The following is a 13510-nucleotide window of genomic DNA, read 5'->3' on the forward strand; positions in this document are numbered from 1 at the left end:
GAGATCGACCTTGCCACCGACGAACGCCGGGTACCCGCGACCACGGTCCGCAAACAAGCGGTGACCGGTTCGGAGCGCTCAGCGCGGCCCGGAAACGGCGCCCGCGGGGGACGCCTGATCGAGCGCCGCGTTCTCGACGCGGAGCCGCACGGCCAGCATCCCGAGGTTCGCGACGGTGAACACCGACGCCGTCAGCCACGCGGTGTGGACGAGCGGCAGCGCGACGCCCTCCGCGATCACCGCGACGTAGTTCGGGTGGCGCAGGAAGCGGTACGGGCCGCGGTCGACGAGCGGCAGCCCCGGCACGGTGACCACCCGCGTGTTCCACCGCTCCCGCAGCGACCCGATGCACCACCAGCGCAGCCCCTGCGCGAGGACGGCCGCGGTCAGCATCGGCCAGCCCAGCGCCGGGATGAACGGCCGGTGCAGCAGCCACGCCTCCAGCGGCGCGCCCGCCAGCAGGAGCACCTGGACGGCGACGAACCCCGGGTAGTGCCGCCGCCCGTACTCGACGCCGCCGCGCCGCCGCGCCCACGCGAGATGACGCCGCGACAGGGCCACCTCGGCGAGCCGCTCCCCGGCGACGAGCAGGATCAGCAGCGTGTAGGCGATCAGGGGGTCACCACCGCAGCAGCGCCATCTCGGCGGAGAAGCCCGGGCCGAGGGCCATCAGCAGGCCGGGCGAGCCCGGCGGGCGGGGCCGCCGCGCGATCGTCTCCTCCAGCACGTTGAGCACCGACACCGACGACAGGTTCCCGGCGTTGCGCAGCGACTCCCAGGTGAGGTCCAGCTCCCCGTCGCCGAGCCCGAACGCCTCGGCGATCGTCTCGATCACCTTCGGGCCGCCCGGATGGCACACCCACGAGGCGATCTCCCTGGCGGACAGGCCGTGCTCGCGGAGGAACGCGGTGACGTCCCGGGCCAGCGTGGCCTCCACGTGGTCGACGAGGTCGGCGGCCAGCACGATGCGGAACCCGTGCTCGCCGACGTTCCAGCCCATCAGCCGCTCGGTCCCCGGGTAGAGGCGGCTGCCGGTCGCGACGACGCGCGGGCCCCGGCCCGGGCCGTCCGGCCGCCGCACGGGGACCGTCCGCCGGTCGCCCGCCGCGACCACGGCCGCCGCCCCGTCGCCGAAGAGGCCGCTGCCCACCAGGTTCGCGATCGACGCGTCGTCGCGCTGGACGGTCAGCGAGCACAGCTCGACGCAGACCAGCACCGCGACCTGCTCGGGCCAGGCCAGCAGGTAGTCGTGGACGCGGGACAGCCCGGCCGCGCCGGCCGCGCAGCCCAGCCCGAAGACCGGCAGCCGCCGGACGTTCTCGCGCAGCCCCACCCGCTGCGCCAGCGCGGCGTCCAGCGACGGGGTCGCCACCCCGGTCGAGGAGCAGAACACCAGGTGGTCGACGTCGGCGGGGTCGAGGCCGGCGCCGTCCAGCGCCTGCCGGACGGCGCGTTCCGCCAGGTCGAGCGCGGTGGCGATGTAGGTGTCGTTCGCGGCGGTGAAGCCGTCGAGGCGGAGGTAGTCCTCGATCGGCAGTGCGAGGTGGCGGCCGCTCACCTGCGTCGCCGAGTGCAGCCGCTCCAGCAGCCTCTCGTCGGTCCGCACCGACCCGGCGACCGCCTCGGTGATCTGCCGCTGCTCGTAGCGATGTTCCGGAAGAACGGTCCGTACCGCCATCACGCGCATGAGACCTCCAGCCCTCCCGCCCCCCATGCCCACCACGACGAAGCTGATGCCGACCGGGCGGTACGGGGACCGGCCGTCCGTCGGCGAACTCACAGGGTGGGGAGGATGCCTCCGTCGACCGGGACGGTGATGCCGGTGAGGTAGGAGGCTCGTGGAGAGGCCAGGAAGGCGATCAGTTCCGCGGCCTCCTCCGGCCGGCCGGGGCGGCCGAGCGGGGCGGCGAGGCGCTGGTGGAACTCGTTGCGGATGGTGTCCAGATCGCGGCCGGTGCGTTCGGCCGCCTGCCGCAGGCTTGCTTCCACGGCGTCGGTCTCGATGACTCCGGGCATGACCGCGATGACCCGCACACCGTGTGGACCGCAGGCGAGTGCGAGGCTCTTGCTGTAGGCGTTGAGTGCGGCCTTCGCGGCCGCGTAGGGAGCGCCGTTGGGCTGGGGATAGCGGGCGGCGTTCGATGACACGTGGATGACGGCCCCATGGCCCTGTGCGGTCATGCGGGGAACGAGGACGCGGTCGAGGCGGACGGCGGACAGCAGGTTGGCTTGGAGGTTGGCCAGCCAGTCCTCTTCGGTCGCGGCGAGGACGCCGTCGGGTACCTGGGTGTTGCGTCCGGCGTTGTCGACGAGCACATCGATACCGCCCAGAAGACCCAGCGCCGCGGTCGCCGCTTGCTCGACCCCGCCGGGAGTGTCCAGGTCGGCGGTCACCAAGTGCACTCCTGCGGGGACTTCGACCTTGTTGCGGGCGACGGCGACCACGCGCGCGCCGGCAGCGGCCAGACGGCGCACCGTGGCGGCGCCGATGCCGCGGGTGCCTCCGGTGACGACGGCGCGGGCCCCCTGCAGGCCCAGATCCGCACTCGGATCGGGGAGCGGCAGGGGCGGAGGGGGGACGGACATGGTGCTCCTTGGAGAAGGACGGCGACGCGGGAACCGAAGGCGTAATCATTTAAGAGGCTAAATCGTTTAGGAGACTACATGATTTAGCGGAGTACAGTGAAGGGGTGACCCCGGCTACCTCCTCGTCGAGCGCGGCGCTGCTCGACGAACACCGCGACAGTCCCGGCCTCATGCTCGCCCTGCTGGGGCACGAGGCCATGCGTCGCCTGAGAGACGCGCACACCGCCAACGGCCTCACACCACGGCAGTTCCACATCCTCGGGCTGCTCCACGATCGCGGTCCGCTGGCGCAGACCGACCTGGCCGCGGAGACCGACACCGCTGCCAGCGTGCTCGTCACCCAGCTCAATCCCCTGGACGCCGACGGGCTCATCACGCGGACACGGGACCCGCGAGACCGGCGCCGCCACCTGGTCGTGCTGACGGAGGCGGGACGGCAGCGGCTGCAAGCGGCGGCGGCCGCGCAGCAGGAGGTGGAAGACGACCTCTTCCGCTCGCTGACCGATGCTCAGCGCTCACGGTTGACGCGACTTCTCGTCCTGGTGCGCGACGATCTGACCGACGCCGACGAGCACTGTGCCACTCCGACCTCGCTCGACAGGAAGATGTCGTAACGCAGCCATATCCGCTGTTCAGTGGGTAGACCTGCAGGTAAGGGATGTAACGACCCGAGGGTCGGAGGTGACATGTTCGCGAGCGAGGACATCCGCGAGTGGCGCGGGGAGGACGTGGTCGACGCCTCCGGGAGCCGGATCGGCGAGCTGGAGGCGGTCTACGTCGACACCGCCACCGACCAGCCGTCCTTCGCCACCGTCAAGGTGGGGCTGCCGACCCGGCAGCGGCTGGTGTTCGCGCCGCTCGCCGGGGCCGTCGTGGGGCCGGGGCACGTGCGGCTCGCGCACGACAAGAAGCGGGTGAAGAACGCCCCGTCGATCGGCACCGACGGCGAGCTGCCGGCGACCGAGGAGCAGGCGGTCTTCGAGTACTACGAGATGCCCTACCAGGCGGGGCCGGCCGAGCGGCGGCTGGGCCGCCGCTGACCGGGCGCCGCGCGCCGCGTTCCGCACCGGGGGCCGCACGGGCCGGGGAGGGAGAGCGCCATGGCCGTGTTCCTGTTCATTCTCATCGTCGCGATCGCGCTCGGGATCGTCGGAGTCGTCGTGAAGGGCCTGTTCTACCTGCTGATCATCGGCGTGGTGGTGTTCCTGATCGATCTGGTGCTGAGCGGTGTCCGGATGGGGCGGCGCCGGGGGTCGCGCCTCACCCGCTGACCGTGCCGGTCACCTGGGCCGGTCACCCGGATCGGTGCTCCGTGGTCTGCTCCGCGTCCTGCTGCTCCCCGCCGTTCCGCCCGGCCGGGCGGAACCGCTGCCACAGCCAGCGGCCCGCCTCCACGAGCACCGAGACGCCGATCGCGATCCCGAGACCGAGGAGCAGGCCCTTGAACGGGTCGTTCTGGAACGCCGCGCCGCCGAGGTAGCCGATCATCGTGGAGTAGGTGGCCCACAGGCCGGTGGCGAGCGCGTCGAACAGCGAGAACGAGTGCAGCGGATAGTCGACGGCGCCCATGACGAGGGTCGCGGCCGTCCGCCCGCCGGGGATGTAGCGCGCGATGAGCAGGACGAGCCCGCCGCGCTTGTCGAGGATCCGCCCGGCCTCGTCGTAGGCCTTGCGGCGGCGGCTGCCGGGGCGCAGCCAGACCCGCTCCAGCCAGCCGCCCGCGTACCGGCCGATGAAGTAGGAGACGTGGTCGCCGCAGAACGCGCCGGCCCACGCGGTCACGATCACCAATGGCAGCCACGGCTTGCCGTGGTGGGCGAAGACGCCCGCGGTCACCACCAGCGACTCGCTGGGGAAGATCGGGATGAACGCGTCGAACATCGACAGCCCGAACAGGGCCACGTAGATCCACGGCGACGACATCAGGCCGCGCAGGTACTCCAGGATGGCGTCGCTCACGACCGGGACCCGTTCCCGGTGCCGCGGATCTGATGCACTGCGCCCCGGACCGCCATGATCCGATTGTGGAAGCCCGCGGGTCAAGCCGGGGTCAGGCGAGCCCGTGCCGGAGGGCGAAGATCACCGCGGCGGCGCGGTCGCGCAGCCCGAGCTTGGCGAACACGCTGCCGACATGGGTCTTGACGGTGCCCTCGGCGATGCTGAGGCGCAGCGCGATCTCGGGGTTGGTGGCGCCCTCGCCGATCAGCGCGAGCACCTCCCGCTCGCGCGGCGACAGGCCGTCCAGCGCGGCGGGCGGCGGCGTGCGGCCGAGCCGGGACCGGTAGACGGCGAGGACCTGCGGCGCGATCGCCGGGTCCAGCCAGCCGCGGCCCGCCGCGACCGCCCTCGTCGCCTGGATGATCTCCTCGCAGGGCGCGTCCTTCAGCACGAACCCGGCGGCGCCCGCGGCGAGCGCGGCGGCGACGACCTGCGGGTCGTCGAACATGGTCAGCACCAGCACGGGCGGCGCGCCCGGGACCTCGCGCAGCCGCCGGGTGGCCTCGGCGCCGTCCGTCCGCCGCATCCGGACGTCCATCAGCACGACGTCGGCGCGGACGCGGGCGAGCGCGGCCGGCACTTCGTCGCCGTCGGCGCATTCCCCGGCGACCTCCAGGCCCGGTTCGCCTTCGAAGATCCGGGCGAGCCCGGCGCGGACGAGGGGCTGGTCGTCCACCAGCAGCAGCCGGGTCACCGGGCGCCGCCGGCCGGGATCGCGGCCTCGACGCGCCAGCCGGTGCCGTCCGGGCCGGCGTGCAGGGTGCCGCCGAGGGCGGTGACGCGCTCGCGCATCCCGACCAGGCCGAGCCCGCCGCCCGCCGGGCGTCCCGCGCCGGGCGGGGCGCCGCGGTCGGCGACGGTGGCGAGGGCGAGCGGGCCGTCCACGCTGACGGCGACGGTGGCGGGGGAGCCGGGCGCGTGCCGGGCGGCGTTCGCCAGCGCCTCCTGCACGACCCGGTACAGCGCCAGCCCGACCGCCGGGTCGACGGACGCGAGGTCGCCGCGGGTGTCGAGGTCGATCCGCAGCCCGCCGGCCCGCAGCTCGGCGACGAGGGCGCCGATGTCGTCGGCGGTGGGCGGCGCGGGCGCGATCGGCGGCCCCGCGGGCGCCGGGTCGCGCAGCAGGACGAGGCCCTGGTGGACGTCGCGGACGCCGCGCCGCCCGACCCGTTCGGCCTCCTCCAGCGCGGCGATCACGGCGGTGCCGTCGCCGCGCGCGCCGGCGCGCCGGGCGGCGCCGATGTTCAGCAGCACGACGCCGAGCCCGTGCCCCACCAGGTCGTGGACCTCGCGGGCGATCTTGCGGCGCTCCTCCGCGACGGCCTCCCGGGCGAGCCGCAGCCGCGCCTCGTACAGCGCGGTGTGCAGCCGGAACGCGAGGCCGAGCAGCAGGAAGCCCGTGCCCCACATGAGCCAGGCGGGCCACAGCGGCAGGCCGCCGGCGGCGAAGTGGCGGGCGGGCGCGACGGCCAGCGCGGCCGGGACGCACCACGCCAGGTCGCGGGTCCGGGCGAGGATCGCCAGGTGCGCCCAGGCGGGGGCGGTCGCGACGGCGAGGGCGCCGTCGGCGTAGGAGCCCTCGGCGAACGGGAACGGCCGGAACCCGCCGGGATCGCCCGCGGACGGCGCCGCGGCGAGCAGCACCAGCACGCCCAGGACCGTCCACGGCACGAGCGCGGGCGGAACCCGCCACGGGCGCGCCGCATGGCAGGCCCACAACGCGATGTAGGCGGCGACCAGAGCCGTCCGGGCGGCCGGGGACGGCGACAGCGCCACCGCGAGGACCGCCCATGCGACGCCCACGCAGCCGAAGAAGCGGAGCACGGGCCACGGCGGCGGGTTGCGGAGGAAGAACGCCCTGACCCGTCGCATGCCGCCGATCCTAAAGAGCGCGGGGCGGCCCGTCATCGGCCCGTGGTCGCAGTGCCGCCACGACCGCGGTCATAGCCGGACCGGCGACCGCGGGGCGATGCGGCGGGGCGCGTTCCCCGGCGACGCTGACGGCCATGAGGATGCGATCGCTCTCCCGGATGGCGCGGCTGTCGGCGGTTCCGCTCGGCGCGGCGCGCCGGCTCGCCTGGGCCGGCGGCCTGCGCGCGTTCGGCAGGCTGACCGACGAGTCCGCGCTCGACCTGCACGAACGCACCGCCGACCAGCTCGTCGAGGTGCTCGGCGGGCTGCGCGGCGGCGTGCTGAAGTTCGGCCAGGTGCTGTCGGTGTACGAGGCGGTGATGCCGCCGAAGGTGTCGGCGGTCTACCGGGGCCGGCTGGCGGCGCTGCAGGAGGCCGTCCGGCCGGAGCCCGCCGAGACGGTCGAACGGGTCATGGGCGGCGACGTCGGCGCGGACTGGCGCGACCTGTTCGCCTCGTTCGACACCGGTGTGGCGGCGGCCGCGTCCCTGGGCCAGGTGCACCGGGCGCGCTGGGCGGCCGGCGGACGCGACGTAGCCGTGAAGATCCAGTACCCGGACGCGCGCGACGAGCTGCTCGGCGACCGCGACGCCGTCGTCCTCGCGATGCGGATGTTCACCTCGCTGATGGCCCCGCAACTGGACGGCAAGGCCCTCGCCACAGAGCTGATGGACCGGCTCGCGGAGGAGCTCGACTACGCCCGCGAGGCCGAGGCGCAGCGCGCGTTCCGCGCCGCCTACCGGGACGATCCGGACTTCCTCGTCCCGGACGTCCTGCTGCACCGGGGCCGGGTGATCGTCTCCGAATGGATCGGCGGGACGCCCCTCGCCCGCGTCATCGAGGCCGGCGGCCGGCCGGAACGCGACCGCGCCGGCCTGCTGCTGACCCGGCTGATGTTCGCCGCGATCGCCCGCTGCGGGATGATGCACGCCGACCCGCACCCCGGCAACTTCCGGCTCCTCGACGACGGCCGGCTCGGCGTCCTCGACTTCGGCGCCGTCTACCGGCACGAACCCGGCACGCCGACGCCGCTGGACCGGTGGATGGACGTCCACCTCGCCGCCCTCGACGACGGCACCGGCACCGGAATGGCGGACGCCCTGCGCCGCGCGGGCTTCCTGCGACCCGGCGTCCGAGCCGACGAGGCGAGGCTCCGCGAACTGTTCCTGCGGTCGGGCGCACCCGCGTTCACCGAGACGTTCCGGTTCGACGGCGCCTACCTGCGCGACGCGCTGGAGGGCATCACCGCGTCGATGCCGGTCGGGCTGAGCATGGCGTTCCCGCCCGGCGCCGTGCACGCCCAGCGCGCCCTCGGCGTCGGGATCGGCGTCCTCTGCCAGCTCGAAGCCGAGGTCCCGTTCCAGGCCGAGGCCCTGCGGTGGCTGGCGGAGGACCGGCCCGGGCCCGGCGGCCCGGACCGGCCCGCCGTCACGCCTCCAGGCGCTTGGTGATCCGGTCCTTGCCGCTCATCCAGTTCGCCTTCAGCGCCTCGACGGCCCCCGGCACGTCGCCCGCGACCAGCCGCTCGGCGATCCGCTCGTGCTCCTGCGCGGACCGTTCGAGCACCTCGCGGTCGCCGACCACGACCCGCTCGTACCGGTGCATCGTCAGCTTCAGCGAGGTGATGAGGTCCATCAGCCGCTCGTTCGGGCAGCCCGACAGCATCAGGTCGTGCCAGGCGTCGTCGTAGCGCTCTATGACCTCGTACTCCGCCTCCGGCACCGAGAACGCCCGCGCCTCCTCCAGTAAGCGGGGCGCCACGGACCGCAGATGGTCGGGATCGGTCAGCTCCAGCGCCAGCGACTCCAGCGCCGCGACGATCGTGGTCAGGTCGTGGAACTCGCCGGGGCTCATCGGCGCGAACCGGAACCCCTTGCCCCGCTCGCTGACGATGATCCCCTCGCGCTCCAGCCCGATCAGCGCCTCGCGCAGCGGGGTGCGGCTCACCCCCAGCTCGGCGGCGAGCGCCATCTCGTTGATCGGCTGGTCGGGCGCGAACTCGCCGCGGCCGAGCCGCTCGAGGATCTCGTCCTTGATCTGCTCGCGCAGCGGGCGCCGTTCGATCGGCATCCTCGCGTCATCCTCTCCAGACGGCCGGCGGCCGCATCGTCGTCACGCCGTACCGGCGCCGTCGACCGGGATCACCGCGCCGCTCACGAACGCGGCCGCGTCGCTGGCCAGGAACGCCGCCGTCCGCGCGATGTCGGCCGGCTGCCCGATCCGGCCGAGCGGCCGGTCGGCCGCTTCGGCGTAGAACGCCTCGGCCGGCTCCCCGAGCTGGCGGGCCTCCTCGGCGAGCATGCCGGTGGCCGTGTCGCCCGGGCACACGCAGTTGACCCTGATCCCGCTCGCGCCGTGGTCGATCGCCATCGCCCGGGTCATGTTCACCACCGCGCCCTTGGACGCGCAGTACGACACCGCCCGCGCGCCGCCCTGGATGCCCCAGCCCGAGCCGGTGTTGATGATACTGCCGCCTCCCGCCGCCTCCATCAGCGGAACGGCGAACCTGCTCATCAGCATCACCGACCGGACGTTGACCGCCATCACCAGGTCCCAGTCGTCGTCGGTGATCTCCGTGACGGTGGAGCGGCGGATGATCCCGGCGTTGTTGAACAGCACGTCGAGGCCGCCGAACCGGTCCTTGGCGGTCGCGACGGCGCGGGCGCAGTCGTCCGCGCGGGACACGTCGGTGCGGACGAACGCGGCGCGCCCGCCCGCCTTCTCGATGCCCGCCGCGACCTCGGCGCCGGCCTCGTCGACGTCGGCGACGACGACCGCGGCGCCGAGCTCGGCCATCAGCTCGGCGGTGGCCCGGCCGATGCCGGACGCGGCGCCGGTCAGCACGGCGCGCTTGCCCTCCAGAGTGATCAACCGCTTCTCCTTCCGTGAGGTCAGTGGACGGGGTACATGGCGACGCGGCCGTGCCCGGTCAGCACCGGGACGTGCCCGCGCAGTTCATCGTCGAGGTCCTCGTCGCCGGTGTCGACGAGCAGCGGCCGCCCGCCGAGCCCGGCGAGCTTGGCCTCGGTCGCGACGACGGCGAGCCGGTCGCGGCCGACGGCGCGCACCACGTCCGGGGAGATCTGCTGGTTGCCGCGGCCGAGCAGGAAACCCTGCCCGCCGATCGGCGTCACCGCCAGCCACGCGGGCGAGGACCGCACCAGCTTCTCCAGCGCGGCGGACGCGACGTCCACCGCGACGGGCCGCCCGTCGCGCAGCACGTTGACGCCCATGACGGGCACGTCGGCGCCGAGCGCGGCGGCGACCGCCCGCATGGTGCCGCCCGGCCCGAGCACCAGCAGCCCGGACGGCCCGGCCCGGCCGGCGAGTTCCGCGGCGATGCCCGCGACCGACGACGGGGACGTGACCGAACCGCCCATCTTGCGCTGCTGCACCCGGACGGGCACGTCCGGCACCGCCATGTGGCCGTAGAGCCGGGCCGAGACCCGGCCCTCGCGGACGGCGTCCTCGTCGAGGTCCATGACCTCGGCGGGCCGCGTGCCCGCCCCGGCGGCGAACAGCGCGGCGACCTCGCCGGCGGCGCGCGGATGGACGGCGAACACGGCCGAGTGCATCTTCACCCCGGTCGGCACGCCGAGCACCGGCACCGTGTCGCCGACCGCGTCGAGCACGTCGCGGGCGGTGCCGTCGCCGCCCGCGAAGAGCAGCAGGTCGACCTGGGGCGCGAGCGCGGCGGCGGCCGCGCGCGTGTCGGCGCCGGTGGTGGGGTCGCCGGGCAGGCAGACGACGACGGGTACGAGGCCCGCCGCCCGCACCGCGTCGGCGCCCATGGCGCCGTCCGCGGTCCGCACCTCCACGGCCGGGCCGAGCCGCGACCGCAGCTCGGCCAGCGCCAGCGCGGCCCGCTCGCCGGCACGCGGGACCGCGCCCAGCGCGCGCGCCCGCGCCTGCACGTCCGCGCCGTCGCTGCCCTTCAGGCCGGCCCGGCCGCCGAGCCCGGCGACCGGGTTGACCACCAGCCCGAACCTCATCCGCCGAGGACCTTGCGGCGGTAGGCGCGCCAGGTCACCGACCACGTGGCGGGGTCGTCCAGGACGTCCTCGCGCGCGCGGTGCACGGTCGAGCGGTGCGGCGCGGTCCGCACCGTCTCCGGCTCCTCGCGGGCCTCGCGCGCCACCTCGGCGAGGATCGCGGCGTACTCGTCCAGGTCCGCCTTGGAGTAGGACTCGGTCGGCTCCAGCGTCATCGGCTCCGGGACGACGAACGGGTGGTGGCTCGTCCAGTAGTGGGTGCCGAAGTCGGCGGCGCGGAGCCCGATGTCCTCGCTGTGCACGCCGGTCTCCTCGGCGAGCCGCTCCCAGCTGTAGCGGACCTGCTCGATCCGCCGCCGGCCCGCCGCGTACGGCGCGGACACGCCGGGGATCTCCAGCACCTTCGCCATCAGGTAGTTGTTGTTCAGCACCGCGACCTCGGCGGCCTCGCGCAGCCCGTCGGCGCCGAGCGACATGATCCACGCGTAGGCGCGGACGAGGTTCGGCACGACCCCGTGGAACGGGCGGGTCTTCCCGACCGACTGGGGGCGGTCGTCGTCGAGGTAGTAGCGCTCGCCGTCGAACTCCACGGTCGGCGCGGGCAGGAACGGCGCCAGCTCGGCGGTGACGCCGCACGCCCCGGCGCCGGGCCCGCCGCACGCGTGCGGGGTGGAGAACGTCTTGTGCAGGTTGAAGTGGCACAGGTCGAAGCCCGCGTCGCGGGCCCGGGTGATGCCGAGGATCCCGTTGGCGTTGGCCTGGTCGTAGGCGCACAGCCCGCCCGCCTCGTGGACGATCCGGACGAACTCCTCGATCCGCGGGTTGAAGATCCCGGTGTCCTCGGGGTTGGTGATCAGCAGCGCCGCCGTGCGCGGCCCGGCGGCGGCCTTGAGCGCCTCGATGTCGGGGTACCCGTCCGCGTCCGGGTACAGCGTGATGACCTTGAACCCGGCGGTCTTCGCGCAGGCGGCGTTGGACGGGTGCGAGAAGATCGTCGTGATGACCTCGTCCCGCTCGGGCTCGCCGCGCGCCGCGAAGTACGCGCGGATCATCGACACGTTCGCGTAGATCGCGGCGGACCCGGCGCCCGGCTGGAGCGAGAACCGGTCCATCCCGGAGATCTCCTTGAGCAGCCCCTCCAGCCGGTGGACGATCTCCAGGACGCCCTGCACGGTCCGCTCGTCCTGCAGCGGGTGCAGGTCGGCGACGCGCGGGTCCCGGGCGAACCGGTCGTTGACCTTCGGGCTGTACTTCATCGTGCAGGTGCCCTGCCCGACGTCGATGTTCAGGTCGGCGCCGAGGTTCTCCTGCGACAGCCGCAGGTAGTGCCGCAGGACGTGCAGCTGCGAGATCTCCGGCAGCGCGGGCGGCTCGGCGCGGCGCAGCCCGTCCGGGAGGGTGTCGTCGAGCGGCACCTCGGGCTCGGGAACCAGGACGCCGCGCTCGCCGGGGGACCCCAGCTCGAACAGCAGCGGCTCGTCCCAGCTGGCCTGGTGGAACCGGCGCAGCGGCGGCTTGGGCCCGATCACGGCGTCGGCAGTGGAGACGGGGGAGCGGTCGGTCTTCACTTGACGATCTCCTCGAGGGTGTCGGCGAGGCGGTCGATCTCGTCCTTGGTGTGCACCTCGGTGACGCAGTACAGGGCGTCGGTGCCGGACAGGACGGCGCCGCCGAAGATCCCGTGCTCCAGCAGCGCGTCGTTGACCTCGGCGGACGTGCGGGAGCCGGTGAAGCGCAGGGTGAGGTCGGCGAAGTGCGGGGCGGCGGCGTACGGCGCCTGGACGCCGGGCACGGCGGCGAGCCGGTCCAGCGCGTACCGGGTGTTCGCCATGATCGTCTCGCCGATCTCGCGCATGCCCTGCGGGCCCATCAGCGCGAGGTAGACGCCGGCGGTGATGCCGTTGAGGGCGGCGGCGGTGCCGACCCACTCCTTGCCCTCCTCGCGCAGCGCGAACGAGGTGCGGTCGTAGGCGACGTCGCCGAAGCCGTACTCGCCCTCGACGCCGGTCGGCGCGAGCCCGAACAGCCGGGACGGGAACTCGGCGACGAACCGCTCCTCGTCGCGGGTGGCGATGAACCCGCCGCTCAGCCCGCCGTAGGCCATGTGCACGCCGAGCGGCTGGATCTCGCCGCACGCGATGTCGGCGCCGTAGGCGGCGGGCGGCGCGACGACGCCGAGCGAGATCGGGTTGCAGCCGGCGACGAACAGGGCGCCCGCGCCGTGCGCGAGGCCGGCCAGGGACGTCAGCGCCGGGTCGATGATGCCGGACGCCGAAGGCGCCTCCGCGTAGACGGCGGCGACGTCGCCCGCGGCGAGCTCGGCCCGCACGGCGGCGAGGTCGACCAGCCCGGTGGACGCGTCGACCGGCACGACGACCACGTCGTGCACCGGCCGCACATAGTCGTCGATCTTGGAGAGCTTGTCCGCGGCGACGGCGGTGACCAGCAGCAGCCGCCGCGCGCCGGTGATCCGCCCGGCCATCCGCAGCGCGGTCGCGGACGCCTGGTAGCCGTCGTAGACCGGGACGTTCACCACGTCCATCTCCAGCAGCTCGCCCATCAGCGACTGGTACTCCCACAGCGCCTGGAAGCGGCCGTGGTCCTCGTAGGGCTCGCCCGCGTAGGCGGTGAGGAACTCGCTGCGGTTGATCACCTCGTCGACGACCGCCGGGACGTGGTGCCGGTAGCAGCCCGCGCCGAGGAAGCTGAGCGCCTCGCCCGTGCCGGTGTTGCCGGCCAGCAGCCCGCCGACGTGCCGGACGAGCGCGGCCTCCGAGCGCAGCGGCGGCGGCATGTCGAGCGGGCGGCCGAGCCGGATCGACTCGGGCACGTCCGCGTAGAACTCCGCGACGTCGGCGGCGCCGACGGCGGCCAGCATCTCCGCCTTCACCGCGGGCACGGAGTTCGGGATGTACGGGTGAACGCCCACGCGCTCCCTCACTTTCGTCGCTTTCTCGCCGGACCTCTTGACGAGAACACATGATGCAGTGTGCTGTATACAGCATTATCCCTGCATCCCCTGG

At 74.1% G+C, this 13510-nt stretch carries 15 protein-coding genes; 4 read left to right on the forward strand and 11 right to left on the reverse strand.

Annotated elements, in window-relative coordinates:
* Positions 1 to 78 precede the first annotated feature (78 nt).
* The 3 genes from J4709_RS20200 to J4709_RS20210 all read right to left on the reverse strand — a co-directional run bounded on the left by J4709_RS20200 (position 79) and on the right by J4709_RS20210 (position 2586).
* A complete protein-coding gene (locus J4709_RS20200) occupies positions 79 to 561 on the reverse strand; it encodes an isoprenylcysteine carboxyl methyltransferase family protein (protein WP_307801378.1) in 483 nt (160 codons plus the stop codon).
* 58 nt (positions 562 to 619) lie between these two features.
* Positions 620 to 1714 (reverse strand): type III polyketide synthase, encoded by a 1095-nt coding sequence (locus tag J4709_RS20205; RefSeq protein ID WP_269757354.1) that lies wholly within the window; start codon positions 1712 to 1714, stop codon positions 620 to 622.
* Positions 1715 to 1776: 62 nt separating this feature from the next.
* The gene (locus tag J4709_RS20210) at positions 1777 to 2586 is read right to left on the reverse strand and encodes an oxidoreductase (protein ID WP_208242994.1); all 810 of its coding nucleotides are present in this window, start codon (positions 2584 to 2586) and stop codon (positions 1777 to 1779) included.
* A 104-nt stretch (positions 2587 to 2690) separates the two neighbouring features.
* On the opposite strand from J4709_RS20210, the gene J4709_RS20215 reads away from it, so the two are divergent.
* The 3 genes from J4709_RS20215 (at position 2691) to J4709_RS20225 (ending at position 3857) form a co-directional block, all read left to right on the forward strand.
* Positions 2691 to 3200 carry a MarR family winged helix-turn-helix transcriptional regulator gene (locus J4709_RS20215; RefSeq protein WP_208242995.1) on the forward strand — a complete coding sequence of 170 codons (510 nt, stop codon included), beginning with the start codon at positions 2691 to 2693 and terminating at the stop codon, positions 3198 to 3200.
* A 72-nt stretch (positions 3201 to 3272) separates the two neighbouring features.
* Positions 3273 to 3626: a PRC-barrel domain-containing protein gene (locus J4709_RS20220; RefSeq protein ID WP_208242997.1), complete on the forward strand. Its 354-nt coding sequence runs from the start codon at positions 3273 to 3275 to the stop codon at positions 3624 to 3626.
* Between the two features lie 60 nt (positions 3627 to 3686).
* Positions 3687 to 3857, forward strand: a complete 171-nt coding sequence (locus J4709_RS20225) for a hypothetical protein (protein ID WP_208242999.1) — start codon at positions 3687 to 3689, stop codon at positions 3855 to 3857.
* 22 nt (positions 3858 to 3879) lie between these two features.
* Here J4709_RS20225 and J4709_RS20230 read toward each other — a convergent pair whose 3' ends face one another.
* The 3 genes from J4709_RS20230 to J4709_RS20240 form a co-directional block, all read right to left on the reverse strand.
* A complete protein-coding gene (locus tag J4709_RS20230) occupies positions 3880 to 4545 on the reverse strand; it encodes a DedA family protein (protein ID WP_208243001.1) in 666 nt (221 codons plus the stop codon).
* Between the two features lie 91 nt (positions 4546 to 4636).
* Complete coding sequence (locus tag J4709_RS20235; protein WP_208243003.1) at positions 4637 to 5278, reverse strand: response regulator transcription factor; 642 nt, start codon at positions 5276 to 5278, stop codon at positions 4637 to 4639.
* Positions 5275 to 6456, reverse strand: a complete 1182-nt coding sequence (locus tag J4709_RS20240) for a sensor histidine kinase (RefSeq protein WP_208243005.1) — start codon at positions 6454 to 6456, stop codon at positions 5275 to 5277. The genes J4709_RS20235 and J4709_RS20240 overlap by 4 nt, the downstream gene beginning before the upstream one ends.
* A gap of 134 nt (positions 6457 to 6590) precedes the next feature.
* Between J4709_RS20240 and J4709_RS20245 the strand changes: the two genes are divergently transcribed.
* The gene (locus tag J4709_RS20245; protein ID WP_208243007.1) at positions 6591 to 7946 is read left to right on the forward strand and encodes an ABC1 kinase family protein; all 1356 of its coding nucleotides are present in this window, start codon (positions 6591 to 6593) and stop codon (positions 7944 to 7946) included.
* On the opposite strand, the gene J4709_RS20250 is transcribed toward J4709_RS20245, so the two are convergent.
* The 5 genes from J4709_RS20250 to gcvPA are packed head-to-tail and all read right to left on the reverse strand — an operon-like array spanning position 7924 to position 13416.
* Positions 7924 to 8565 (reverse strand): GntR family transcriptional regulator, encoded by a 642-nt coding sequence (locus J4709_RS20250; protein WP_208243008.1) that lies wholly within the window; start codon positions 8563 to 8565, stop codon positions 7924 to 7926. The genes J4709_RS20245 and J4709_RS20250 overlap by 23 nt on opposite strands.
* A 42-nt stretch (positions 8566 to 8607) precedes the next feature.
* Entirely contained in the window at positions 8608 to 9366 is a 759-nt protein-coding gene (locus J4709_RS20255) for an SDR family NAD(P)-dependent oxidoreductase (protein ID WP_208243011.1), read from the reverse strand.
* Between the two features lie 20 nt (positions 9367 to 9386).
* Positions 9387 to 10487, reverse strand: coding sequence for an ATP-NAD kinase family protein (locus J4709_RS20260; RefSeq protein ID WP_208243013.1), 1101 nt, complete (start codon positions 10485 to 10487; stop codon positions 9387 to 9389).
* Positions 10484 to 12055, reverse strand: a complete 1572-nt coding sequence (gene gcvPB / locus J4709_RS20265; protein WP_208243015.1) for an aminomethyl-transferring glycine dehydrogenase subunit GcvPB — start codon at positions 12053 to 12055, stop codon at positions 10484 to 10486. The genes J4709_RS20260 and gcvPB overlap by 4 nt, the downstream gene beginning before the upstream one ends.
* Positions 12052 to 13416 (reverse strand): aminomethyl-transferring glycine dehydrogenase subunit GcvPA, encoded by a 1365-nt coding sequence (gene gcvPA / locus J4709_RS20270; protein ID WP_307801380.1) that lies wholly within the window; start codon positions 13414 to 13416, stop codon positions 12052 to 12054. The genes gcvPB and gcvPA overlap by 4 nt, the downstream gene beginning before the upstream one ends.
* Positions 13417 to 13510: the final 94 nt, after the last annotated feature.

The organism is Actinomadura violacea (assembly GCF_017573465.1).
Classification (GTDB): domain Bacteria; phylum Actinomycetota; class Actinomycetes; order Streptosporangiales; family Streptosporangiaceae; genus Spirillospora; species Spirillospora violacea.

Bases quoted from the DNA above. Each gene is read 5' to 3' on its own strand.
- J4709_RS20205 (WP_269757354.1), bottom strand. From the start codon at position 1,714: ATGGGGGGCGGGAGGGCTGGAGGTCTCATGCGCGTGATGGCGGTACGG.
- J4709_RS20210 (WP_208242994.1), bottom strand. From the start codon at position 2,586: ATGTCCGTCCCCCCTCCGCCCCTGCCGCTCCCCGATCCGAGTGCGGAT.
- J4709_RS20220 (WP_208242997.1), top strand. From the start codon at position 3,273: ATGTTCGCGAGCGAGGACATCCGCGAGTGGCGCGGGGAGGACGTGGTC.
- J4709_RS20225 (WP_208242999.1), top strand. From the start codon at position 3,687: ATGGCCGTGTTCCTGTTCATTCTCATCGTCGCGATCGCGCTCGGGATC.
- J4709_RS20240 (WP_208243005.1), bottom strand. From the start codon at position 6,456: ATGCGACGGGTCAGGGCGTTCTTCCTCCGCAACCCGCCGCCGTGGCCC.
- J4709_RS20245 (WP_208243007.1), top strand. From the start codon at position 6,591: ATGAGGATGCGATCGCTCTCCCGGATGGCGCGGCTGTCGGCGGTTCCG.
- J4709_RS20250 (WP_208243008.1), bottom strand. From the start codon at position 8,565: ATGCCGATCGAACGGCGCCCGCTGCGCGAGCAGATCAAGGACGAGATC.
- J4709_RS20260 (WP_208243013.1), bottom strand. From the start codon at position 10,487: ATGAGGTTCGGGCTGGTGGTCAACCCGGTCGCCGGGCTCGGCGGCCGG.